Below are 23,137 nucleotides of genomic sequence, written 5' to 3'. Positions count from 1 at the left end.
GCAGATGTTATTGTTGTTTCGCCCATTCCTGAATGCGCGCCAAGCCCTGCCGCAGGAGCTCCGCAGCTGAATGTTCGGTTTTCGCTTCCACGTAGCATCGCATTTCCGGCGCGTTGCCCGAAGGCCGGAAATGGATGATTCGGGCATCAGAAAGCGTGACGCGCAGGCCGTCGATATCGCTCTTATGGGCGACTGTTCCGATCGGGGCCAGGAATGCCGCAAGATTGCCATCCGATTCCCGCAGATGAGCCATGAGCGCCGCACTGGTTTCAATCGGAAAGTCTTGCAGCCGGTCAGCCATGGCGAAAGGCATCGCGTATCCGGCGGCGATTTCCGAGAGCGGGCGCTTCTGCGCAGCGGCGAGGAGAAGCGTAGCAAGCACGGGCAGAAAGCTGTCGCGTGTCGGCAGCGCCCGAAAGCTTTGATCGCGGATCGTAAAATCGCTGGCCGTCAGAACGCCGCCATTCGCTTCGAAGCCCATGACGTTCTCGCGGCCTTTTGCGATCGCCTCGTTCATGCCGGCAATCACGTAGGGCGAGCCGACACGGGTACGAACGACTTCGAAAGAGCCCGCAGCCTCAATGCCCGAATTGGATGTAACCGGCGTGACGACAATCTCGGCGCCGAGAAAATTAGCCGCTATCAGCCCCAGCAGATCCCCGCGCAGCGGTTCGCCTCGTTCATCCGCCACAAGCGGACGGTCACCGTCGCCATCGGCGGAAACGATCGCATCCAGGCCGTATTCCACTGCCCATTTTCTGAGAAGCTCGACCGTTTCTGTCGAGACGGCCTCGGTATCGACAGGGATGAAGCTCTCCGAACGGCCAAGCGCGATGACCTCGGCGCCACCATGCGCCAGAACATCCACCATCAGATCGCGAGCGACCGTGCTGTGTTGATAGACGCCGACCTTGAGGCCGGCCAGCACGTCGGCCGGAAGCAACTCGGTATTGCGCTCGTAAAATAACTCGAGGCATCTGGCGGCGTGGTCTTCGGCGGAGGCCGGCTCGATCGAAAGGGCGGCGTCGTTCCGCTCGATTTCGGCGGCAAGATTGCTGATTGCAACCTCGTCATCCTTGTCGATTTCGCCATTGGGCCGGTAGAATTTTATGCCGTTTCGATCGGCGGGAATGTGGGAGCCGGTGATCATTAGTGATGCAGCGTCAATTGCCAGCCCGTAAAAGGCGAGCGCGGGCGTCGGTAGTGTACCGCAGTCGACAGGACTGAGGCCGGCCCTTGCGAGCGCGCCGATGCAGGTGGCGGCGATCGCCGGGCTCGAATCGCGGAAATCCCGGCCAACGAGGATAGCATCGCCGATTTCGGCGCGGCCGCTTGCCAGCAGATGCTGCGCAAAAGCTGTGGCATATAATGCTGAGGACCGACCCATCAGATCAACGGAAAGGCCGCGGAGGCCGCTGGTGCCAAATTTCATGGGAGTATATCCATAAAATACTTCGCTTCTCTAGTAAGTCGAGGCCGATCTAGCAAACAAACTATCGACTGTAAATGTTACGACTAATCTATAGTTAAGGCCGCGGCTTTTCGAATTTATCGGGATTGTCGGCATCTAGCGTCCCTCCATTGCGATCCATATCGTATCCAGGTGTCTTCTTTACGAAAGCCCGTCGACCGTCTGCAACGTACCCCCCGCTCGGGCCGTGTGGCGAACGCCATTATGCACCGCTTACTGGCGGCCTGTCATGATCAATCTCTTCCGATCAGACCCGATTGTTCCTATGAATGTCGTCAACGGCATTCGATTAACGAGGTTATCATGACCGAAACCACGATCAGCCTGGAGGAAAGCTGGAAGGCCGCACTCGCGCCGGAATTTGCCAGCCCATACATGCAGCAGCTCAAGGCCTTTCTTCTCGCCGAGAAGCAGAACGGAAAACGCATATTTCCCAAAGGCAGCGAATATTTCCGCGCTCTCGATCTGACACCGCTTTCGAGGGTGAAGGTCGTGATCCTCGGTCAGGATCCGTATCACGGGCTCGGTCAGGCGCACGGCCTGTGCTTTAGCGTTCGGTCGGGCGTGCGTATTCCGCCGTCCCTGGTGAATATCTACAATGAGATGCAGAGCGACCTCGGTATCGCACCGGCGCGTCACGGTTTTCTCGAAAGCTGGGCTCGCCAGGGCGTCCTGCTTTTGAACAGCGTACTGACGGTCGAGGAGGCTCGGGCCGCCTCGCATCAAGGCAAGGGCTGGGAGCGCTTCACCGATGCCGTCATTCGCATCGTCAACGAGGGGGGCGAATCCGTCGTCTTCATGCTCTGGGGCTCATATGCGCAGCGCAAAGCGGCTTTTGTCGACACATCCAGACATCTGGTCCTGAAGGCGCCGCATCCGTCGCCGCTTTCGGCGCATAACGGTTTCTTCGGCTGCCGTCATTTTTCAAAGGCGAATGCGTTCCTGATATCGCGCGGCCGTGACCCAATCGATTGGGCGCTTCCGACCGATCCCGAATTGGTTTCGGAGCGGGCATCGGCTTGATGCCTTCATGTTTTTGAACGATTTTTTCTGATCGTTCAATGAAAGAAGACAATGCGTTTTGGTATTCGAGGCTACCGACAACAGTGCCAGTGAGCCATCTATGACCCATCGAAATCGCCCGCCGATGCGGGCAAGAAAGGGGTCCACATGCTCGACCAGATTAAAGGATTGCATCACGTCACATCCATGGCGGAGGATGCACGCACCAACAATCAGTTCTTCACTCACGTCCTCGGCCTGCGCCGCGTGAAGAAGACTGTCAATTTCGACGCTCCGGACGTCTATCACCTCTACTACGGCGACGAGATCGGCACACCCGGTACGATCATGACCTATTTCCCGTTCCCGAAGATGCCTCGCGGGCGTCCGGGAACCGGTGAAGTCGGCACCACAGTTTTCTCCATTCCGCAGGGTGCCATCGGCTTCTGGAGCGACCGGCTCGCCAATCTCGGTGTCAGCGGTCTCAAGACCGAGGAAACCTTTGGTGAAAAGCGGCTGAACTTTGCCGGTCCGGATGGGGATGGCTTCTCGCTCGTCGAGGTCAAGGATGATGCTCGCGAGCCTTGGACGCATGGCGGCATCAGTGCAGATCATGCGATCCGCGGCTTCCATTCCGTCGCCTTGCGACTGCGCGATGAAGGTGCGACGACCGAATTGCTGAAATATATGGGCTATGAGGTTCTCGACACACAGAGCGACGTCAAGCGCCTGATCGTTCCTGGCGGCAACGGTGCGCACCTGGTCGATCTCGAAACGCTGCCGAATATCGCGCGTTCGCTGCCGGGTGCCGGCTCCGTCCATCACGTCGCTTTTGCGGTCGAAAATCGCGAAAAGCAGCTCGAGGTGCGCAAGGCGTTGATGGATACCGGCTATCAGGTCACGCCCGTTATCGACCGCGATTACTTCTGGGCGATCTATTTCCGCACGCCTGGCGGCGTGTTGTTCGAAGTTGCGACGAACGAACCGGGCTTTAGCCGCGACGAGGACACAGCCCATCTCGGCGAGGCGCTGAAATTACCGGAGCAGCATGCGCATCTGCGTTCCCTGATCGAGCAGCATCTCGAACCTTTGGAAGCCTAAACAGGACTAAGGACATGACAGACACGACTTATGTGCACCGGTTGAAGACCGGTGCACGGGGGAAGCCTATTCTCTTCACTTTCCACGGAACAGGCGGTGACGAGAACCAGTTCTTCGATTTCGCCAATCGGCTGTTGCCTGAGGCTACGATTGTCTCGCCGCGTGGCGATGTTTCCGAGCATGGAGCCGCCCGCTTCTTCCGGCGAACGGGGGAGGGCGTCTATGACATGACTGATCTGGCGCGGGCGACCGCCAAGATGACAGCCTATGTCCGCGGGCTGGCCAGCGAACACGGTGCCTCCAAAGTGCTGGGGTTGGGATTTTCCAACGGCGCCAACATTCTTGCGAATGTGCTGATCGAGGAAGGCCTTTTCGACGCCTCGGTGCTGATGCATCCGTTGATCCCGTTCCGTCCGGGCGAGAATGCCGGGCTCGAGGGCAGGAAGATCCTGATCACAGCCGGCCAGCGCGATCCGATCGCTCCCGTATCCATGACGCAGTCTCTTGCGGATTATTTCGCCAGCCAAAACGCCGACGTCACACTTGAGTGGCATCCCGGCGGACACGAAGTCCGGCCGAGCGAGATCGACGTGATCCGTAGCTTCTTCTCGTTATATGTATAGAGCCCCATCCGGGCAGGTGAACTGCAGAAGGCGCGGCGGCATGCAACCGCCGCGCCTTTTTACGACGACACGAAAGGGCGCAGCTTCTGCTTGTGCGTCTTTTGGATGGGCGATAACGATCTTCCTCGTTCAGGGGGAGATTCGCAGTGACGCTCGGGGAGCAGAAGCAATATCGGCTGGGTGTTGCCTATGTGGCAATTTCCGCGCTTGCCTGGTCTACCTCCGGGCTGTTCGTCCGATCCATCAGCGCCGATCTCATGACCATCCTCTTCTGGCGCGGTCTTGTTTCCGGCAGCGGGGTCTTCCTGCTCTTTCTTTGCATCGAGGGTGACCGCGCCTTCCGGATCATCCGCAAGATGCGCGGTCCTTCGCTTGCCGTCACCGTGTTGTCCACGGCAAGCATGATCAGCGGTATCGGCTCGATCTATTATACATCGGTGGCTGATGCGCTGATGATCTATGCGACCGTTCCCTTCGTAACGGCGGGCATTGCCTATCTGACGATCGGGGAGCGAGCCAGCCGCGCGACTTTGATTGCCAGTGCGCTGGCCTTCTGCGGCGTGGTCGTGATGCTGACCGGTGAAGAAAACGGCGGTGGATGGCTTGGCAAATTTCTTGCCGCGGTCATGACGCTGACTGTCGCCGGCCTTGCCACGGTCATGCGCCACCATCGCGAGGTGCCAATGCTGCCGGCCATGGCCGCCTCGGCCTGGCTCTGCTCCTTCGTGACCTTCTGGTTTGCGGCACCGATGGCGGTGTCAGCACAAGATATCGGTCTGATCATCGCCTTCGGCCTCATCCAGAACGCTATGGGACTAAGCTTCTACACCTTCGGCTCACGGTACATTCCGGCCGCCGATGCAAGCCTCATCACGGCGCTCGAAGTGCCGTTGACGCCACTCTGGGTCTGGTTCTTCATGAACGAGCAGCCTGCGGGTGCAACGCTCATCGGCGGGCCGATCGTGCTTGCGGCGCTCTTCGGTCATATTGTCATGGAAGTCCGGCGGAACCGGGTGGCGGTCGGCGCAAAGGCAGCCTGAGCTGCGCCTTTTTTTCGCAAAAAATCAAACTTCGCTAAAATTGTACCTATCGGCTTAAAAGCCCTGAAAATCCTGAGCTGTATTGTGATCTCATCGGCGGAAGAAGCTGGACAGAGCTTTCCGCAAATGCCGCTCAGAAGGTTTACGGTGGGGACCGGGTCCTTCTCTGCGGGTGACAAGGACGGGATAGGAACATGTTGAAGAATTCGCTTCGCTCCACTTTTCTGGCGCTTATGGCGGTTGCGGCGGCACAGCCGGCGCTGGCATTCGGCCCGGCGGGCTACGCGCGGGATTTTGTAAACGCATCGCTATTTTCAGGGCAGGAGCCGATGGCTCCGGAAATGACGCGCATTGGTTTCGTTCGTCCTGAGCGGCCCTTTCAGATCGGCATCGCTCCTGTGGGGGAGGAAGCTATCCTAAAGCTGACGCCCTATAAGCGTAGTCTGCTGCTGCGGATCAATGCCGACGTCAATCTCGCCGGCCATGGTGAAGCCAGGTCCGGTTTGGGCCTCGCCGGTATGGTCATCAAAATCTCGGCGTCCGAGACGCCACGGCAGATGGCGCTGGCGAAGCGTGAGCGCCTGATTGCGCTTGGCGTGCCAGCAGCGGCCCTGAAGATTGCCACCAAGCGCAGCAGCGTCCATGGCGATCATGCCGTGCTGCTCGTCAAGATCGACCGGGGCTATCTGATCCTCGACAACAGCACAAACCGCATCAAGACTTGGAATATCGCCAGCCTGTAGGCCGTCGCCAAGTCTCTTGAGATTACAACCGCCTTGTCTCATGATGGCGTGGATGTAACGGTTCTGGGGCCGTGTGACATGGGCTGTTTAATATGGGCCGCGCAACGCAGCGCGGGCCGGCCTTCTGGTCATCGACTGGCGCCGTAAAGCTTGCCGAAGATATCGCCGATTTGGGCAAATCAGGAAGGTCGCATGAGTTCAACATTCGTCGTTCGTCCGATGCGACCTGGGGAGTTGGAGCTCGCGTTGGAATGGGCACGGCAGGAAGGCTGGAATCCGGGCCTTGATGACGCCTCCGCCTTTCATGAGGCTGATCCTTCCGGCTTTTTCGTCGGCGCGATCGGCGAAGTGCCTGTTGGCTGCATTTCGGTCGTCAAATATGGAGAGAACTTCGCATTTCTGGGCCTCTATCTCGTGCATCCCGACTTTCGCGGCAGGGGATATGGCAAGGCCCTATGGAATGCGGGCATGGCCTCGGCGGAGGGCCGCACCATTGGCCTCGACGGCGCCATTGCGGAGCAGGCGAAGTATAGTCGTTACGGTTTCGAAACGGCGCATCGGACGATCCGCTATGGTGGGGTAGTCCATCATCTGCCGGCGCCGGCGCTTACGGCGCAGGCATTGCCTGAAAACAAACTCGACAGCATGGTGCTCTATGATGCCGGCATATTTCCGCAGCCACGGCCGGCTTTCCTGCGCGCATGGTGCTATTCGCCGGAAAAGCGCCGAACGCTTGCCGTTCGCCATGGCGGCAGATTTCGCGGCTACGGAACCATCCGCCGCTGCTACGAAGGCTACAAGATCGGTCCTCTTTTCGCCAACGACTACAACGTTGCCGAATCGATCCTTGCTGCTCTTTCGCCGATTGCCAATTCGGATCAGGTTTATATCGATGTACCGGCCGATAATGTTGACGGTGTCCGGCTTGCGGAGCAATTGGGCTTGAAGCCTGTCCTGGAAACCGTCCGCATGTATCACGGGCGGGCGCCTTCTGCGCCCCTGAAGCGGATTTTCGGCCTTACAAGCCTGGAGCTCGGCTAGATCAAAAGTCAGAGCGGGATGTCGCCCAAAAACCGCGCACACTTTTCGGCATCCCGCTAATCTTTTATTCTTACGCAATTCCGGACGGAAAACCGCTTCGCACTTTTCCTGGAATTGCTCTAGTCCCGCACGGTCGCCGGCTCGACGGGAACCGGCGGTCTCGGTCGGCCTTTTTCTGCAATTGCGATGCCACCAAGGGCGAGCGTCAGGGCAATGATGTGGAAGGTCTGAAGGTTTTCGCCGAGGATCGCGACCGACAGCAGCATGCCAAAGACGGGAACGAGGTTTATGAATAGACCGGCGCGATTGGCGCCGATCATCTCCACTCCCTTGATGAAGAGGATCTGAGCAAGCAGCGAAGGGAAGACCGCCGTATAGACGACGATGATCCAGCCCGTCGCATCCGGCCAGATAATTGCCTCTTTCGATGCCTCCCACAAGACAAGCGGAACCGATGCCAGCAATGCGCCGAGCGCGGGAAAAGCCATCAGGCTTCGCCAGTCGATTATCGGTTTCCAGCGCAGAGCGACGGTGTAGACCGCATAGGAGACGACGCAGAGCAGCATCAGCGCGTCGCCAACGTTCAACGTCAGTCGGGCGAGAGTCGCAAGATCGCCATGCGCGGCAGTCAGGGCAATGCCAGCCAGCGTAAGGCTGAAGCCCACCATCTGGGCAGGCGAGACGGGGGTGCGAAAGAGGGCGAAGTTGATGACGAAGATCAGCATCGGTATGCCCGCCTGCTCGATGACGGCATTGATCGCAGTCGTGTACTGCAGGGCGGAATAGAGCAATGCGTTGAAGGCAGTATAGCCGATGGCGCCATAGAAAATCAGCAGCGGCAGGTTCTTTCGAACGACCGGCCAGTCTTTCACCAGCTGCGGCACGGAAATTGCCACGATGATGACGGCGGCCGAGAACCAGCGCAAGAAGGTGAGCAGCATTGGACTGATATGACCGACGGCAAACTTTCCCGCCACGGCGTTCCCGCCCCAGCAGATCGTCGCAACGATGAGGGCAATATAGGCGATCAACTGCAAGTTTATGTCATTCCGTCTTCGATTTGCGGCCGCTTTGCGTGGATTTTGATCGGCAATATCGTCAGTTCGGTTGATTTGTCACGTAAAAAGCCGAATCTGGTAGGACAACAGGGTCGCATTCCGGGAAACAAAGCTTTATAGAAGCGCGGGTTTGGGCAGGGCGCGGATTTTCCGCCGGAAACAGGATTGGTTGAATGACAAATGTAGTCGTGGTCGGTTCACAATGGGGCGATGAAGGCAAGGGCAAGATTGTCGACTGGCTTTCAGAGCGCGCGGATATCGTCGTCCGCTTCCAGGGTGGGCATAACGCCGGCCATACGCTTGTCATCGATGGCGTCAGCTATAAGCTGTCGCTGTTGCCTTCCGGCGTCGTGCGGCCGGGCAAGATGGCTGTGATCGGAAATGGCGTCGTCGTCGACCCGCACGCGCTCATCGCCGAAATCGACAAGCTGGAAGGTCAGGGCGTCAAGATATCGCCGGAAAACTTGCGCATCGCCGACAATGCCACGCTCATCCTGTCGCTGCATCGCGAACTTGACGGGCTTCGTGAGGATGCGGCCTCCAACAGCGGCACGAAAATCGGCACGACTCGCCGTGGCATCGGCCCCGCTTATGAGGACAAGGTCGGCCGTCGCGCCATCCGCCTCATGGATCTTGCCGACATGGAAAGCCTGCCACGCAAGGTCGATCGTATCCTGACCCATCACAATGCGCTGCGCCGGGGTCTCGGTGAGCAGGAAATCGCTCATGATGCGATCATGCGGGAACTGACCTCGGTTGCCGAGCGGGTGCTGCCATATCGCGACACGGTATGGCTGTTTCTTGACAAGGAGCGCCGTCGGGGCGCCCGCATTCTGTTCGAGGGTGCGCAAGGCAGCCTGCTCGATATCGATCACGGTACCTATCCTTTTGTGACCTCCTCGAACACCGTCGCCGGACAGGCGGCCGCCGGCTCCGGCATGGGCCCTGGCTCCTTGGGCTACATCCTCGGCATCACCAAGGCCTATACGACTCGCGTCGGCGAAGGGCCGTTTCCGACGGAGCTTACCGACGAGGTCGGGCAATTCCTCGGCGAACGCGGCCACGAATTTGGGACGGTAACGGGTCGCAAGCGCCGTTGCGGCTGGTTCGACGCCACGCTGGTACGCCAGTCGGTCGCCACCAACGGCATCAATGGAATCGCTCTTACCAAGCTGGATGTACTCGACGGACTCGACGAATTGAAGATCTGCGTCGGCTACAAGCTTGATGGCCAGGAAATCGATCATCTTCCTGCAAGCCAGGGGGCACAGGCCCGCGTCGAGCCAATCTATGTCACGCTTGAAGGCTGGAAGGAATCGACGGTCGGCGCACGCAAATGGGCCGATCTTCCCGCGCAGGCGATCAAATATGTAAGACAGGTGGAGGAACTGATCGGCGCCCCCGTCGCGCTGCTTTCCACCAGCCCCGAGCGCGATGATACGATACTTGTGACTGATCCGTTTGAGGATTAATGTCGCGAACCACTGAAAGTTCGGTCCGGCATAGCCCGGGCACCATGAGAAAGTACTGATGGCGGATTTTGTAGCAGTCATTCGGCGGGCCGTCGACGGTTTGTCGGAAAATACCCCGGAAATGCGGGTGAAGGTCTACGAGCGCGCGCGCGGAGCCGTCCAGCGGCAGCTCGAGAATATGAAGCCGCGCCCACCGGAGCAGATGCTGCAGCGCCAGCTCGACAAGCTGGAAGCCGCCATTCGGGAAGTCGAAAGCGAACATGCCGAAGCGTTGCCGCCCCTGGAGAGCGAGGCGGAGCAGGAGGTTCAAACCGCTTCGCCGGCCGATGAAGAGCCTCAGGTCGCAGAACCTTATAGCGAGCAGCCGCAGACGGCGGATACCTACGAGCCGGCTCCGGAGGAACGCGCCGAAGAACAGGTTGCCGAAGCCGTCGACGAACCGTCTCGTTTCGAAGAGCCTGACGTGCATGAGGAGCCTGCTTACGCCAGTGTAGACGAACAGCCGGAAGCTGCCGCTCCCGAGGACTATCGGGATGAACCGCAATGGAAGCCCGCGGAGGAGGGGAGCGAGCCGGCTGAAGAGTATCCCCCCGAAGAGTACCACGCCGCAGATTCGCAGGCGCGGCCGGTAGATCAGCCGACAGAGACTGTCGAAGAGGTGGCAGAACAGCCTGCCGCAGCCGAGGCGAGACCGGACAATGTCTGGGATTTCCCCCGGAAGTGGCCGGAGCAGGCATCCGAGGCGCAGAGCTATGCGCTTGATGAAGAGACTGGCCGCGTTGCCGCACCCGAAGCCGGCGAGGCGCTGTCCGGTCGTGAGGACGAGTTCGTCGAACACAGCCGCGAAGAGCCGCTGCATTCCGACGGCGCCGGTCATTTCGACCCCGTCTGGCCGAAGCCCGCTTCCGAAGCAACGACTGCCTCCGAATCAGACTGGGCCGTGGAGGAGTTGCGGCGCCTGTCGGACGTGGCACCGCCTGATGTCCAGCCTGCCAATGATGATGAAAAGTCGTCGGCCGCTGCAAAAATGCCGGCTGCCAAGGATGCTTTCATCTGGGATCCGAACGCATTTGATGCCGTTCCTCCGCCGGAGGCAGGTGCGACGAAACAGCCGTTCCAGGCACAATTCGACGACATCGATCTGTTTGCCGACGTGCACGGCAATGGCTCGATACCAAAGAAAGAGACGCCTTCCAACGCGAGACTGCGTGAGTCCGAACAGCGTGGTGCCTATCTGCGGGATGCAGATGATACAGAGGGCGCGCCACCGGATCTCGACCAGCTCGTAGCATCGAAGCTTCAGGGCAAGAGCTTTCGCCTGGAACCGAAGCGGCGCCGCTTCAGCATCGGCAGGATCGTCACGTACATTGTCATTCTGGCCATATTGGGCGGCAGCGGCTATGCAGCCTGGCTCAATCGCGATGCGCTGAATGAAATGGTGGCGGGGCTCGTCAGCGCGGCTCGGCAGGGTGGAGTGGCGGGCACGCAGGCTCCTCCGCAGCAGACCGCAACCCAGAACCCGCCAGCGCCGCCAGCTGACAACTCCAATGCACAGGGCAATGCTCAGAGCGCCCAGCCCCAGCAGCAGGAGACGGCTGCGCTCGACCGCAATGCTCCTGGCAGCACAAAGTTCACGCAGCGGCTGATGCCGGACGGGTCGGAAGTCGATGTGGGCCCGGCATCGATACCCGGCCAGCCGGCCGCGGAAGGCAGATCGGTAGCAGAACAGAACGTGGCTTCGACCGAAGCGCCGCCGGCGGCTTCGCCGGCTCAGCCTCCCGCGGACACAACGCCTGCGGCCCCGGCACAGGCGGCACAGCAAACGCCACCGGTCGGCTCTGCCCAGAAGCTGTTCCTTTATGAAGAAAGGCTCGGGCAGACATCGCCTATCGCGATCGAGGGAACGGTCGTCTGGTCCCTTCAGCACGAGGAAGGTGCCGACGGTCGATCAGAACCCACGGTGCAGGGAAATGTCAGCGTTCCGCAACGGAATCTTTCTGCACTCATCACCTTTAAGCGCAATTCCGATTCGTCGCTTCCCGCCAGCCATCTGGTGGAGATCGTCTTCCAGCTGCCGCAGAACTTCGAAGGTGGCGGCGTCGACAGCGTTGAACGGATTTCGATGAAGCAGACGGAACAGGATCGCGGTGATCCGCTTATTGCCGTCCCTGCCAAGATTACCGATGACTTCTACATGGTGGCGCTCAACGATTATGCCGATGCCCGCAAGGCCAATCTGGGACTTCTGCAGTCGCGCAACTGGATCGACATGCCGATTACCTATCGCAACGGCCGTCGTGCGCTCTTGACGATGGAAAAGGGGCAAACCGGCGGCGATGCCTTCAATACCGCGATCAAGGAATGGACGGCTCTCGGCGACGTGTCCTCGACCAGTCAGTAAGCTGCGGTATACATCTCAAGATGCATCGTGCCGTAGCGTCGACGGGAAAAGAAAAGGCGGATCCATTGGATCCGCCTTTTGTATTCGATGTATTCCCGGCAAGTTTACGCCGTTGCTTCCACGACCCTCATGGCCTTGGCGCGCTCAAGCGCTTCCTGCCGGACAGCCTCCTGCACCTTCTCGAAGGCGCGGACCTCGATCTGGCGGACGCGCTCGCGGCTGATGTCAAATTCTGCCGAAAGATCTTCCAAGGTTACCGGTTCGTCGGCGAGCCTTCGGGCTTGGAAGATACGGCGCTCACGATCGTTCAGCACGCCCATGGCCTTTGCCAGCATACGCCGGCGGGTATCCAGTTCGTCCTGTTCGATGAGCACTTCCTCCTGGCTGTCGTGATCGTCGACCAGCCAGTCCTGCCATTGCCCGGAATCACCCTCCGACGCCTTGATCGGAGCGTTGAGGGACGCGTCGCCCGAAAGGCGACGATTCATCGAAACGACTTCCTCTTCCGAGACGTTCAGCTTGGTGGCGATCTCAGCCACCTGTTCGGGCTTCAGATCACCTTCGTCGATCGCCTGGATGCGGCCCTTCAGGCGGCGCAGGTTGAAGAAGAGGCGCTTCTGGTTGGCCGTCGTACCCATCTTCACCAGCGACCAGGACCGCAGGATATATTCCTGGATCGAGGCCTTGATCCACCACATGGCATAGGTTGCCAGGCGGAAACCACGCTCGGGGTCAAACTTCTTTACGGCCTGCATCAGGCCGACATTGCCTTCGGACACGACTTCGCCGATCGGCAGTCCATAGCCGCGATAGCCCATGGCGATCTTCGCCACGAGGCGCAGATGGCTGGTGACGAGCTTGTGCGCGGCCTGACGGTCGCCATGTTCGGCATACCGTTTGGCAAGCATATATTCTTCCTGCGGTTCCAACATCGGGAACTTGCGAATTTCGTCGAGATAACGATTGAGACCGGCTTCGCCGGCGGTAATGGACGGCAAGGTATTCCGGGCCATTTAGCACCCTCCTATCTAGATTCCGGCTCCCCGATGGCGCGGTCCCCCGCGGCCCAAGAGCGAACCGGACCTTGCGGCTCCTATAGAGCCCGCATTAGGTCGATATACAGATAAGTACGGCGAAACGGTGGTTCAAGCCATCGGGCCGGTCACGATGGCGTTATTCTCGCCTATACATTACGCAATACGGCGACCAGCTTTTCCATGTCCTCGGGAAGAGGGGACTCGAAGTGCATGACTTCTCCGCTGCGGGGATGTTCAAACCGCAAGAGAAAGGCATGAAGCGCCTGGCGTGGAAAGCGGCTAACGATTTTGCGCGCTTCGTCCGGCAGAAGGTTTTCCTTTGTCTTGAAACCAGCTCCGTAAACACTATCACCGATCAATGGATGGCCGATATGTGCCATATGGACGCGGATCTGGTGCGTACGGCCCGTTTCCAGACGGCATTCGACCATCGAGGCAAGCGATGTGGCGTCGGGATTTTCCCGGAAACGCTCGAGGACTTCATAATGCGTGACGGCTTCGTCCGCATTTTCGTTGTCCTCGCGCTTTACGGAACGTTTTGTCCGATCGCCTACAGCGCGGCCGAGGGGCGCGTCGATCGTGCCGGTCAATGCACGCGGGCGACCCCAGACGATCGCATGATAGGCGCGTTCCAGAGGGGTCGTACGACCGTGGTCGGCAAATTGCTGCGACAGATGGCGATGGGCGATATCGTTTTTGGCGACGACCATGACCCCAGTCGTGTCCTTGTCCAGACGATGGACTATGCCGGGGCGCCGTACACCGCCAATGCCGGAAAGGCTCGAGCCACAATGATGGATGAGAGCGTTGACCAGCGTGCCGGTCCAATTGCCTGCCCCTGGATGGACCACCAGCCCGGCAGGCTTGGAGATGACGATGATGTCGTTATCCTCATAGAGCACGTCAAGTGGAATATCCTCGCCCCTGGGCGCTGGATCTTCAGGCTCCGGCAGAGTGATCTCGAAACGCTCTCCCAGGCGCACCTTGCGTTGCGGATCGGTAAGGGGCGCTCCGTTCATGAGGACGGCGCCGTCCTTGATCAGGGCCTTGATGCGGCTGCGGGAAAATTCCTCGCCGAGGCTCGCCGTCAGCCAGGCATCCAGCCTGCCTTGTGCGCTTTCATCTGCCGTCAGGACTTTTCTAATGCCGGTCGCTTGTTTAAAGGGGTCGCTCAAGACGCTTCTTTCTCCCGCAGGATTTACAGAAACAGGACGCATTCATGACGAATATCGAGCCAGACGACCAGGAAGAGAAACCGCTCGACCCGGTTATGGAAAATGTCCGGCGCAAGATGGTGCGTCTGCAGGTGGTCTCCGGGGTCATCATGTTCGTGAGCCTTATGGCGGTGTTCGGAGCCGTTGTCTATAAGACGATGCGCACAGAGACACCGGAACCCACAGCGACCGCTTCCGGTCTGGGCGTGCCGTCCGATGCGCCTGTGGCTGCAACGGCGGCGCTTCCCGACGGCTTCGACATCCAGTCCGTGGCGCTATCGGGCGGCCAGATCCTTTTTTATGGAAGGATTGCCGGCGGGCAGCGCAAAGCTTTCGTTTTCGATATAGGTGCCGGGCGCATCGTCGCGGATGTCGCGATAGCGGGCAACTGAAAGCAGGCCGCCCGATGCCGCGCAGCCTCATCGAAATCGACAGTTCGGACGATCCGCGCATTGCCGAATTCCGCCATGTCCGCGAGCGGGACCTGACCGCTCGAGAAGGCCGATTCATCGCCGAAGGGACCGTGGTGCTGCGCATGTTGGCCGAGGCGCATGCGGCCGATCACGGTTTTGTCGCCGAGAAAATACTTCTGCTCAGGAACCGCGTGAATGGCATTGCCGCCATTCTCGATCGGTTTCCCGAGGAGGTGCCCGTCTACGTGGCGGATGCTCCCGTACTGGAGGGCATTGTCGGCTTCCACCTGCACCGCGGTGTTCTGGCGCTCGGGCGTCGGACTATAGACCAGGATCTCGCAACGCTGATCGCTGACCTGCCGGAGCGTGCGCTGATTCTCGTCGCCTGCGGCATTTCCAATCACGACAATGTTGGCTCCATGTTCCGCAATGCTGCGGCATTTTCCGTGGATGCGATCCTACTCGACGAGACATCGTGCGATCCGCTCTATCGCAAGGCACTCAGGGTCTCTGTCGGCTCTGTCCTGGCTGTGCCCTATCGTCGCGGCGGCGCGGCCATGAATACCCTCTCCATCCTTGCGGAGCACGGCTTCTCGATCTGGGGCCTGTCGCCGCAGGGCGACATCGACATCCGGGCAATTCCCGCCTCCGATCGCATGGCTCTGGTTGTCGGGACGGAGGGGGAGGGATTGCCGCAGGAGGTTCTTGCGGCTTTCGGGAGTGCCCGCATACCACAATCCAAAGGGCTGGACAGCCTCAATGTCGCAACAGCGACCGGCATTGCCCTTTTTGCGATATCATCTGCTGCCGGCCGCTTCTGAGGACACAGTTTCCGCTTTCAGCTCGGAAAGAATGTATGCAGCCCTTTCGGCGAGGCTCTGTCTTTCGCTCTGTCCGATCTCGATATTTTCCGGCAGGAAATCGTAGATCGGCGAGGATGCGCCTTCCTTGAGCGCAGTCAGGACGACCATGTCGGCGGCGATCGCGGCGATCTCCTCGCGAAGTGCATTCTCATGCGCCGGCGTTCTGGCGTGCAAGAGCTGCTCGGTCAATGCCATGCTGCGGTTGCGTAGCTCTTCCGTCAGCCGGGAAATACCGCTTTCCACCTTGGCCCTAGCTTCGATTGTCAACTCCGTATCCTTGCCATTGCCGAAAACGGACACGTTGGATGATTTGACGTTGTGGACCGTCTTCGAGAAACTTACGGGCTTCAGGCCCGCATTCCTGAGAGCGCGCGTGGCGTCGCGCGCTTCCGCATTCGCGGCCTTGATCTTTTCCTTGAGCTTGCCGATTTCCTGCGTCCGGCGCTCGATGAGGCTGTCCTTGTCGGTGCTGGCAGCGTTTTCAAGCGAAAGCTTTTCCTCCAGCCGCAGAGCCTTGTTTTCCGCCTGAGTGAGACGGGTCTCGGCCTCTTTGGCGCGCTTCGTCAGAAGGTTGACGTCCTGGCGCAGCGTATCGCGTTCGTCACGAAGGGCGTTGGCGCGGAATTTGAGGCTTTCGATTTCCGTTTCCCGTGTCGCCATGTCTATCCGGATATTGTCCGCGTCGGCAGACATCTTGTTCAAACGCTTCTTGAGCGCGTCGATATCGGCTTCCTTCGCCAGACTCGCCTGTTCGGCCGTATGCAGACTCGTCTTCAACTGGCTGATGTAGCTCTCCTCGCGGCGCAGCCGGGAGCGCAGGTCGCTGGCCTCGACGTTCATGTCGTTTATCTGCGTCTGGAGGTCGCTGTTTTCGGACGCAAGACGGCTGGCCTCAAGAGCAAGAGTATCATGCCGAAGCTGCAGTGCCACGGACTTTTCCCGTTCGTGCACAAGATCCTGTGTCGTCTTTGCGTTCTCGGCGGCGTAAAGCGCGCGCACCATATCCTTCTGGGCGCGGACTTCCTGCGGGCTGAGCGGCATCGTCGCCTTCAGCCGACGCTCGGTGAACCAGACGATACGGCGGTGGATGGCAGGGGCAATGAGAAACGCGAGAAAAGACGCGGTCAAAAAACCCAAACCGAACAAAATAGCGAATTCGATCACAGTCCAGCCATCATCTGAAAGTTGATTTTGCGGCTCAACTGATGATTAAGCATGGCCGCTCAGCGGCGACAAGTGGCATCTGAAGCAGGAGCCAAGCTTGTCACCGATCAACAAACAGTGAAGCGACCCTCAGAAGGGGTTCCAGGTTGGTGCCTGAGTGAGCTTGAGGTAGCCCACATTGATGCCGAGACGTGCTCCGATGCCGGTCCTTATCGGGACCACCAGCACGTTGTTGTTCTTCAACACGGTCATTCCGACGCCGGCAACGACGAATGCGGAGCCGCTGACGCCACCGAAGCGTTCGTAAAGGCTGTCGATCGACGGCAGATCATAGACGAGCATCATGACGCGCGTGCCCTGACCGCCATAATCGAGGCCGAGGGAGGGGCCTTGCCAAAAAACCTCGTGCTGGCCGGCATTCTTGGTGTTGAGCTGACCTTCACCATAGGTGAGGCCGGCGATAAAGGCGCCGGATCCCTCTTGACCGAGGATATAGCCGTTCGGCAGTCCGTAGCGCTGGAAGGCGGTTTCGACCACTTTTCCGAGGCCGCCGCTGGTGGAGCCGAAGAAACGATGTCCCTCATCGATGACTTCCTGCATCGAATATGTATCGCCGGCTGCGGCGGCAAAGCGAGCAGGAATCAGGCCCGCCAGCATGGCGGCTGCGGCAATCAGGCCGAGGCGGGCGATTCTTTGCAGAAGCTGAAAGCGCATGGTTATCATCCGTTCATCTGATGCATCCGATGATTCATTTTGCGCGGATCGTCTTAACAATCGGTTAAATATACAGTTTGTTAACCGATTGTTTTCATTGAATTGCGTTACTTGGCGTTACAGGATGCGTTACGGGTTCATGTGGTGCGTCGGAATTGTCGTTGTCGGCGGCCGGTCTGTCTTTGATAAATTCCCGTATTTCTTTGCAGTCCTTGAACCACTCCCCGCGGATCCTGTGCCTTTCAAATTTCCAGTGTAGCGCTCGCTCCGTCTCTTCGCTTCCCGGTATCAAAGCAAGAATTCGAAGGGGCTTGTGATGCGACGTCTGGAGGCCAGACAGGCGTGACTTCGGATTGTTGGCTTTGCCAATCTTTATTGCCTCCCCATCCGTGATGAAATACACATAACTTCCAACGCCGTTGTCGTTTGCAGCATTGATTATTTTTGCATTGCCGCGGGACGCCTCGCGCTCTCTTCTGGCAAGCTTCTTGTTTTCAGCCTCAAGTTTTTCGTAATATTCCCTCTCTCGCCTTTTTTCTTCTTCGTCTAGGGATCTATTGTATGCGTTTATAGCGCTCCAAAAGTCGCTTTCGGCCTTTGAAGCCTCGGTGCCATTTGATTCAAACTCTGAGGCAATCATGCGTAACACAGCCTTTGAGGCATCGAACTTTAGCGACTCTCTGGCCATATCGAAGCTGTCGATGCCTTCAGCATCGTAAGCTCTCCGCATTCTGTCTCTCAGAGTTTTGTCCCATGATGCAGCCGCGTCTACAAGTGCGTTGGCGGCCGCATTCCGATCGGCGTAATCGTTGTGAGTTTTCGTTGCGGCGCCGATTGTCTCTATGTCGCCTATGATGCTCATGGGCGACCCTCCACCGCGCATCACGCGGAATACATTGGCGATTAATGCTTTCATGGCATAAAAATGATCTTCAGGCGTATGGTTCACTTCGTTTCCCTATTTTTTGCCCGCGCCTCGGCAAAGCGTTCAGCCGCAGCCAACGCCGCCCGATCGTATACCGCCGACGTTGTCTTCGTTGATGCGTGGCCGGCAACCTTTGCTGCGTCATCTGTGCTTATGCCTGCTGCTCGAGCCTCGGTAATGCCGCTGGCGCGCAAGTCTCGAGCCCATATTGTGGTTGGCAGCCCGGCCTCCTTGCGATCCCTAGACCATAGACTTGAGAAGACCTCCGACAGATACGGACGGCCATTCTTCTCGTGCCTGATCACTGGCCCGTTTCGAGTTTCGACTGGCCAGTGCGCGAGCTCTTCGACGACCATCGGTGCCTGGGAGAGCGGGTAGGATACTGCCAGACCAGTCTTCATCGACGTCTTTGATGGCACGTAGCGGAGCACCAGGTTCTCGTCGATGTCGTCCCACCGCAGGCCGAACCACTTGTTGCCTGTGCGCGTGTTTATGACATCGCTGAACCCTGGCGAGTCCATTGGAACCCACTGACCTATGACGTCCCAAAGCCGGAGAGTTGTCTCGAACACCAAGGCATAGGCGAGGGCGCTTGACGGCCGGCCGGCTGCGTGAGCCGCAGCGCGCAAGGCGATTACCTGATCTGCCGTGACGATGCTCTCGCGCCGCTTTGGTAGCGGCAGCTTGCGGCTGGCTACCTTCAGAACCTCTTTAAGCTCGATGCACTCAGGCACGCGGGTCATGATGCCGTAGGAAACGGCGGCATCAATAACGGCGCGCGACATCTTCGAAGCTGCCAGACGCTCGCCTCCGCGCGACCATGTTTCGTGCCACCGCTTCAGGTCGATCCCGGTTATCTCATTGAGACGCTTGCCGCCGATGTGATCAATGAGCTTTGGTATGTAGAAGTCGTAAGGTTTTTTCGATTTCGGCCTCAGTGAAAAATAGGCGCTGTCGGGATCCGACTGATACCTCTTCAGAAGGCTGCCGATGGTGCCGTCAAAGGTGGCGATCGAAGATCCTTCCATCGCCTGCACGAGAGCTTCAAGTTGCCCCTCAAGATAGTGGCACCGCGCGATCAACTCCTCCGGCCTTGACAGAAGATGCCGTAGGTTCACTCGCTTCATCAGTTTCTTGTGGCGTGGTGGGGGGCGCCACGCCGGCGTCCATGATGCCTTCCTCCATTGCCACATTAAACCCGGCGCTTCGATCTGCGGGTGCGGGGGCCTGCTGTCCATGACTCTGGGTTCTCCGGTGTGCTTGCGCCAGTAGAAACATAACTCGCATTGGCGCCAAGATAATTGTCGTAGTATCTCTTCACGAGAGGAACTGGTCGACCATCGTGAAGAGCATCAATTCGGGGGAAGCCTCTAGCCTCCAGTATCGGCAAGGTTCTTTTTATCCACATGTCGGCTCGACCACGGCCGACGATGGCGATGGCAAGCTGTCTGTCGGTGGCAAATAGGGGTAGGGCGCTGAGCGCCGCTACCGGTTCGTTATTGTCATTCGCCGCTTTCACGCCACCGCCCTCTCACGCCCATAGCCAAGCAATTCCAAACGGTCGGCGACACGATAGAGGTTCTGTGCCTGGCGAATGTGCCGCGCGCTCCCAGCCGACATGTTGGCGTCGGCCACTTGACGAAGCGACGTTGGGCTAAGACCGTCGGCAATGGCGCGCTCGATTGTGAGTAGCGGCACGTTGTTGTCGTTTGCTACCGGCGCGTGGCGCAGTGTCGGCCGGTTGTCTCTTCTTTTCTTCTGCATGTTGGTCTCCTTCTTTGTGGTGGTTGGTTAGGCGATGATCGGATTGAAACCGTAGTTGCCCGTGTACCAGTTATAGAATTGGGCAACATCTTTGATGTATCCGTTTGCGGAAAGCCAAGTGATGAATTCGCTTTCGCTCGGATCATCCCACTCGTACTCTGGTACAAATTGCGCCTTGAAGGCATCGACCACATCCTTCTGGTCTATCTCTTTCAGGACGTTGAACGGACCACTGGTCCACTTGTCGCTATACGACCCGCTGCTGAAGGCCAGGATCGTTCCTTCTTTGATTATCATTTCAGCCTCCTCAGTGGTGGTGGTAATCGGTAGGGATAGAGCGCGGCAGGCACATGGAAGTTGCAGCCACCATCGCTGCCGCGCCCTACAGGTGCCATCTCGCTGTGATTGCAGCCTACAGCAGGACGGCGATCTGAAATCCTAACCAGAACATGATGACCGCAGCGAGCGGCAGGCTTATTGATCTCTGTAGATCAACAGACATTCGCATGTTCTCGAGCGTCAATCTTCTGGCAGCATCGGCAAGGCTAATGCCATTATCCAGAGCGTAAGCCGCTATGGAATTCCCTGCGCTTGGTGCTACCATCGCGCCATGGAAGACCGTAAGCCCTTTGCCCCGATCAATTTCGAGACTGGACGAAAGCCTGGTCAGTGGCGCACTATCGGAAACACTGTGGCGCTTGCCGAATGGCTTCTTAACGAATGGACTGGCGACACCGATGGCGAGGCGTACCAGACCGCGCTGAAAGTCTGCCTGTGGGTGCTTGATGGGCAATTGCCCGCAGATGATGCGCGAGAGGCATTCAAGGCTTCGTTGACCGAAGCCGGTCTGTTTTTTCGAGAGTGAGGTCATGGCTGTTCCTTCTCCTTGAAGGAAGCCTTCACCTCGGCTATGCGACGCTTAAGAAGCTGATCGGCTTCAAGAAGTCGGATATATGGCGATGGTTCGCCATCAGGCATGGCCAAGCATGCGAGCTGAGTGAAGAGGCGAGAAAGCGCCAATCTGCTGTAACGGAAGTTGCTCATTGGGATTGCCCTCCATTGCGGTAAGAGGAGAGGGCGGCTTCGGCCTCTTCAACCATATCGTCTGCGCGCCATGGCCATGGCTCTGATCGGGTTTTCCCAATGCAGACAACCCTCTCCAGAGCCTTCGCAAGCCCATCGCGTTCAGCCTCGGAACGGGTGACATACTCACGGACGGGATTTGCGCCGCTCCAGTTCCCCGGCTCGCCTTTGCCGCCCGTCACGGCCTGATAGCATTCGGCTATCGTATGGTTTGCCGTGCGCGCTTCCATGGCGTGGCCTTGCGCTTCAAGCTTTAGCGCATCCCGCTCGCGTGTCAGCCTCTCGACTTCTGCCTTGAGCTTGGTGATCTCTGTGGATTGGGTGGTGATGAGGAGGTCGGATGCGCACCACCGGCAAGACGTAGCCCGTTTGTCGCCTTCCCCGATGCCGTTGCACCTTATGCAGTTGATCATGTATCGGCCTGGAGCCCAGCCGAACGCTCTCAAGTCGGTCTCGCTCACAGGAAACCTCCGTTGTCGTCATCAATGTTCGGATCCAGGCCGGTGAGTTTCATGCCGGCGGCGGGAGAGGAGAGCGTCGGGGCCATAGATGTACTCAGCCGCCGACATGCCTTCCTCGTACCGGAAGTCATCTTCGCTCACGTCGAGGTACTCAAGAAACAGGTCAACCCCGGGTTGGATATCGTCAGGATATGCCTTGAGGACTGCCTGCTTTGCGTCGTACTGTCTGCTCATCGCGCACTCTCCATCTCTGCGCCGGTATCGGGGTGGTGGAGGAGGGCGGATCTAACCTCGGACAGGAGATCGCGAGGAAAGATGCTCTCCACTGCTTTGCAAGCCTCAAGGTTCTCAACCGACGCGCCGCACAGCGGGCATGGGTTCGGCGTCTCCTCGTGGCAAGGGCACCGCTGCTGAGCCCACCATTCAATCTTCTTGAGCAGTTCCCGGAGGCGCTTGTTCACGCTTTCGACACTGGCAAGCTGAGCCGCGAGCGAGACAAGCGAAAACTCTTCGCCGTCCGTAGTCTCAGCAAGCCTCTCTTCTTCGTCCGATAGGCGCTTGATGCCCGCCTTAAGCCGACCTATTTCGCAAACTGCTTCATCACGCTCTTTGGTTACTTCCGCAAGCGCCGGGGCCACTTCGCCGCAATACTGGCAGCTCCCCTGAGGCCAATATTTGTGCGGATGGCCGGTCCTGGAGCATGTGTCGTCAACCCCCACCACATGTGCTTGCTTGATCCAGTCGTGTTCAGACATCGGTCTTCTCCGTATCGCCGGTTACGACCAGTTCTGCTGGCACATACTTGATGCCGTGCTCTGGTGCGCCACCGTCATCTGCGTGGATGAAGTTCGTAGCTGGATCGAAGACGAAGGGCTCATTGGCGAGGAGCGCGTTGACAATCTCGCTCTCTGGCCCGGTATCGGCCGCTTCAGGGGTGATGGGGGAGACAGAATATCCGAGCGCTGCAGCGAGCGCTTCAAAGTGCCTCAGGGCAATTTGATAGTAGACCTCCGCCGCTTCTGGTTTGAACTCGGACACGTGGAATGCCACCGTGAGGCTCTTTTCGATTTCATGAGCGTCAAAGCAGCCATTGAGATAGTGTTTAGAAGTCATGACGCGCTCCCAATTCAGCAGCTTCGTCGATGCAGTCAGCGCCATCAACAGGACCAGCCACAGCAACACGCGAGTAAACCTCGAACGTGTCACCGGTCATCTTGGCCAAACGGCCCGCCTCGACGATCGCCGAGTCCTCAGTCGGATGCTCAAACGGCCACGTCGTTGGATGGATGCGCCCCGCGCGCCCGCGGCGAAATACAAAAACGCCGCCGCCAAGCTTCTCGTTCTTGCGAGACTTGGGAGCGGGGCGGGGATGTTTCTTGGCGCGATGGTCGGGTCTGGAAAACGGCTCGGCTGAGCCGGCTGCGTGCTGCGGCGTGTAGTAGTCGACGAGATCTGCGCCGATCATCTCGGCGTGTCTTATGGCGTGTCTGGAATTGAATCTTCTGTCCAACATAGTCGGTCTCCTCGATGCGGTGAATTCCGCGTGG

General features: G+C 58.7%; 26 protein-coding genes. 11 read left to right on the top strand and 15 right to left on the bottom strand.

The window, feature by feature from the left end; translation table 11 throughout:
* Window positions 1-7: 7 nt before the first annotated feature.
* On the bottom strand, window positions 8-1,432 hold the full coding sequence (locus AAE029_RS20375; protein ID WP_371074703.1) for a phosphomannomutase: 1,425 nt from the start codon (window positions 1,430-1,432) through the stop codon (window positions 8-10).
* A 342-nt stretch (window positions 1,433-1,774) separates the two neighbouring features.
* On the opposite strand from AAE029_RS20375, the gene ung reads away from it, so the two are divergent.
* From ung to AAE029_RS20345, 6 genes are all read left to right on the top strand, one after another.
* Window positions 1,775-2,494: a uracil-DNA glycosylase gene (ung, locus tag AAE029_RS20370; protein ID WP_371074702.1), complete on the top strand. Its 720-nt coding sequence runs from the start codon at window positions 1,775-1,777 to the stop codon at window positions 2,492-2,494.
* 147 nt (window positions 2,495-2,641) lie between these two features.
* Window positions 2,642-3,574, top strand: coding sequence for a VOC family protein (locus AAE029_RS20365; protein ID WP_371074701.1), 933 nt, complete (start codon window positions 2,642-2,644; stop codon window positions 3,572-3,574).
* Window positions 3,575-3,588: 14 nt separating this feature from the next.
* Entirely contained in the window at window positions 3,589-4,197 is a 609-nt protein-coding gene (locus tag AAE029_RS20360) for an alpha/beta hydrolase (protein ID WP_371074700.1), read from the top strand.
* Window positions 4,198-4,343: 146 nt separating this feature from the next.
* Window positions 4,344-5,237, top strand: coding sequence for a DMT family transporter (locus AAE029_RS20355; RefSeq protein ID WP_371074699.1), 894 nt, complete (start codon window positions 4,344-4,346; stop codon window positions 5,235-5,237).
* A gap of 194 nt (window positions 5,238-5,431) precedes the next feature.
* Window positions 5,432-5,980 carry a transglutaminase-like cysteine peptidase gene (locus AAE029_RS20350; RefSeq protein WP_371074698.1) on the top strand — a complete coding sequence of 183 codons (549 nt, stop codon included), beginning with the start codon at window positions 5,432-5,434 and terminating at the stop codon, window positions 5,978-5,980.
* A 192-nt stretch (window positions 5,981-6,172) separates the two neighbouring features.
* Window positions 6,173-7,021, top strand: a complete 849-nt coding sequence (locus tag AAE029_RS20345; protein WP_371074697.1) for a GNAT family N-acetyltransferase — start codon at window positions 6,173-6,175, stop codon at window positions 7,019-7,021.
* Window positions 7,022-7,140: 119 nt separating this feature from the next.
* On the opposite strand, the gene AAE029_RS20340 is transcribed toward AAE029_RS20345, so the two are convergent.
* On the bottom strand, window positions 7,141-8,058 hold the full coding sequence (locus AAE029_RS20340; protein WP_371074696.1) for a DMT family transporter: 918 nt from the start codon (window positions 8,056-8,058) through the stop codon (window positions 7,141-7,143).
* Window positions 8,059-8,252: 194 nt separating this feature from the next.
* Here AAE029_RS20340 and AAE029_RS20335 point away from each other — a divergent pair, with 194 nt between their 5' ends.
* The gene (locus AAE029_RS20335; RefSeq protein WP_371074695.1) at window positions 8,253-9,551 is read left to right on the top strand and encodes an adenylosuccinate synthase; all 1,299 of its coding nucleotides are present in this window, start codon (window positions 8,253-8,255) and stop codon (window positions 9,549-9,551) included.
* A 58-nt stretch (window positions 9,552-9,609) separates the two neighbouring features.
* Window positions 9,610-11,952 (top strand): hypothetical protein, encoded by a 2,343-nt coding sequence (locus AAE029_RS20330; RefSeq protein ID WP_371074694.1) that lies wholly within the window; start codon window positions 9,610-9,612, stop codon window positions 11,950-11,952.
* A 104-nt stretch (window positions 11,953-12,056) separates the two neighbouring features.
* On the opposite strand, the gene rpoH is transcribed toward AAE029_RS20330, so the two are convergent.
* Both rpoH and AAE029_RS20320 read right to left on the bottom strand, forming a co-directional pair.
* Complete coding sequence (gene rpoH, locus AAE029_RS20325) at window positions 12,057-12,965, bottom strand: RNA polymerase sigma factor RpoH (protein WP_371074693.1); 909 nt, start codon at window positions 12,963-12,965, stop codon at window positions 12,057-12,059.
* Between the two features lie 170 nt (window positions 12,966-13,135).
* Window positions 13,136-14,164 (bottom strand): RluA family pseudouridine synthase, encoded by a 1,029-nt coding sequence (locus AAE029_RS20320; protein WP_371074692.1) that lies wholly within the window; start codon window positions 14,162-14,164, stop codon window positions 13,136-13,138.
* 44 nt (window positions 14,165-14,208) lie between these two features.
* Between AAE029_RS20320 and AAE029_RS20315 the strand changes: the two genes are divergently transcribed.
* Together AAE029_RS20315 and AAE029_RS20310 are read left to right on the top strand one after the other, a co-directional pair.
* The gene (locus tag AAE029_RS20315) at window positions 14,209-14,595 is read left to right on the top strand and encodes a hypothetical protein (RefSeq protein WP_371074691.1); all 387 of its coding nucleotides are present in this window, start codon (window positions 14,209-14,211) and stop codon (window positions 14,593-14,595) included.
* Window positions 14,596-14,609: 14 nt separating this feature from the next.
* A complete protein-coding gene (locus AAE029_RS20310) occupies window positions 14,610-15,437 on the top strand; it encodes a TrmH family RNA methyltransferase (RefSeq protein WP_371074690.1) in 828 nt (275 codons plus the stop codon).
* Here AAE029_RS20310 and AAE029_RS20305 read toward each other — a convergent pair.
* The 6 genes from AAE029_RS20305 to AAE029_RS20280 form a co-directional block, all read right to left on the bottom strand.
* A complete protein-coding gene (locus AAE029_RS20305) occupies window positions 15,414-16,643 on the bottom strand; it encodes a hypothetical protein (RefSeq protein ID WP_371074689.1) in 1,230 nt (409 codons plus the stop codon). The two genes, AAE029_RS20310 and AAE029_RS20305, sit on opposite strands and share 24 nt — an antisense overlap.
* Window positions 16,644-16,772: 129 nt before the next feature.
* Complete coding sequence (locus AAE029_RS20300; protein WP_371074791.1) at window positions 16,773-17,363, bottom strand: DUF1134 domain-containing protein; 591 nt, start codon at window positions 17,361-17,363, stop codon at window positions 16,773-16,775.
* Between the two features lie 88 nt (window positions 17,364-17,451).
* Window positions 17,452-18,219, bottom strand: a complete 768-nt coding sequence (locus AAE029_RS20295; RefSeq protein ID WP_371074688.1) for a GIY-YIG nuclease family protein — start codon at window positions 18,217-18,219, stop codon at window positions 17,452-17,454.
* Between the two features lie 83 nt (window positions 18,220-18,302).
* Window positions 18,303-19,409: an integrase gene (locus tag AAE029_RS20290; protein ID WP_371074687.1), complete on the bottom strand. Its 1,107-nt coding sequence runs from the start codon at window positions 19,407-19,409 to the stop codon at window positions 18,303-18,305.
* A gap of 388 nt (window positions 19,410-19,797) precedes the next feature.
* Complete coding sequence (locus AAE029_RS20285; protein ID WP_371074686.1) at window positions 19,798-20,046, bottom strand: hypothetical protein; 249 nt, start codon at window positions 20,044-20,046, stop codon at window positions 19,798-19,800.
* 27 nt (window positions 20,047-20,073) lie between these two features.
* A complete protein-coding gene (locus AAE029_RS20280) occupies window positions 20,074-20,343 on the bottom strand; it encodes a hypothetical protein (RefSeq protein WP_371074685.1) in 270 nt (89 codons plus the stop codon).
* 313 nt (window positions 20,344-20,656) lie between these two features.
* Here AAE029_RS20280 and AAE029_RS20275 point away from each other — a divergent pair, with 313 nt between their 5' ends.
* Window positions 20,657-20,911 carry a DUF982 domain-containing protein gene (locus AAE029_RS20275; protein ID WP_371074684.1) on the top strand — a complete coding sequence of 85 codons (255 nt, stop codon included), beginning with the start codon at window positions 20,657-20,659 and terminating at the stop codon, window positions 20,909-20,911.
* A 175-nt stretch (window positions 20,912-21,086) separates the two neighbouring features.
* Here AAE029_RS20275 and AAE029_RS20270 read toward each other — a convergent pair whose 3' ends face one another.
* From AAE029_RS20270 to AAE029_RS20250, 5 genes are read right to left on the bottom strand one after another with little or no spacing between them, the layout of a single operon-like run.
* Window positions 21,087-21,590 carry a hypothetical protein gene (locus AAE029_RS20270; RefSeq protein WP_371074683.1) on the bottom strand — a complete coding sequence of 168 codons (504 nt, stop codon included), beginning with the start codon at window positions 21,588-21,590 and terminating at the stop codon, window positions 21,087-21,089.
* Window positions 21,591-21,611: 21 nt separating this feature from the next.
* Entirely contained in the window at window positions 21,612-21,824 is a 213-nt protein-coding gene (locus AAE029_RS20265; protein WP_371074682.1) for a hypothetical protein, read from the bottom strand.
* Window positions 21,821-22,345 carry a hypothetical protein gene (locus tag AAE029_RS20260; RefSeq protein WP_371074681.1) on the bottom strand — a complete coding sequence of 175 codons (525 nt, stop codon included), beginning with the start codon at window positions 22,343-22,345 and terminating at the stop codon, window positions 21,821-21,823. Before AAE029_RS20260 ends, AAE029_RS20265 begins: the two co-directional genes overlap by 4 nt.
* On the bottom strand, window positions 22,338-22,703 hold the full coding sequence (locus AAE029_RS20255; protein WP_371074680.1) for a hypothetical protein: 366 nt from the start codon (window positions 22,701-22,703) through the stop codon (window positions 22,338-22,340). The genes AAE029_RS20260 and AAE029_RS20255 overlap by 8 nt, the downstream gene beginning before the upstream one ends.
* Window positions 22,693-23,103 carry a hypothetical protein gene (locus tag AAE029_RS20250; protein ID WP_371074679.1) on the bottom strand — a complete coding sequence of 137 codons (411 nt, stop codon included), beginning with the start codon at window positions 23,101-23,103 and terminating at the stop codon, window positions 22,693-22,695. The genes AAE029_RS20255 and AAE029_RS20250 overlap by 11 nt, the downstream gene beginning before the upstream one ends.
* Window positions 23,104-23,137: the final 34 nt, after the last annotated feature.

The organism is Sinorhizobium sp. CB7 (assembly GCF_041357635.1).
Taxonomy (GTDB): Bacteria; Pseudomonadota; Alphaproteobacteria; order Rhizobiales; family Rhizobiaceae; genus Rhizobium.
The sequence above is the reverse complement of the archived record's forward strand: the minus strand, read 5'-3'. Positions and strand labels throughout refer to the sequence as shown.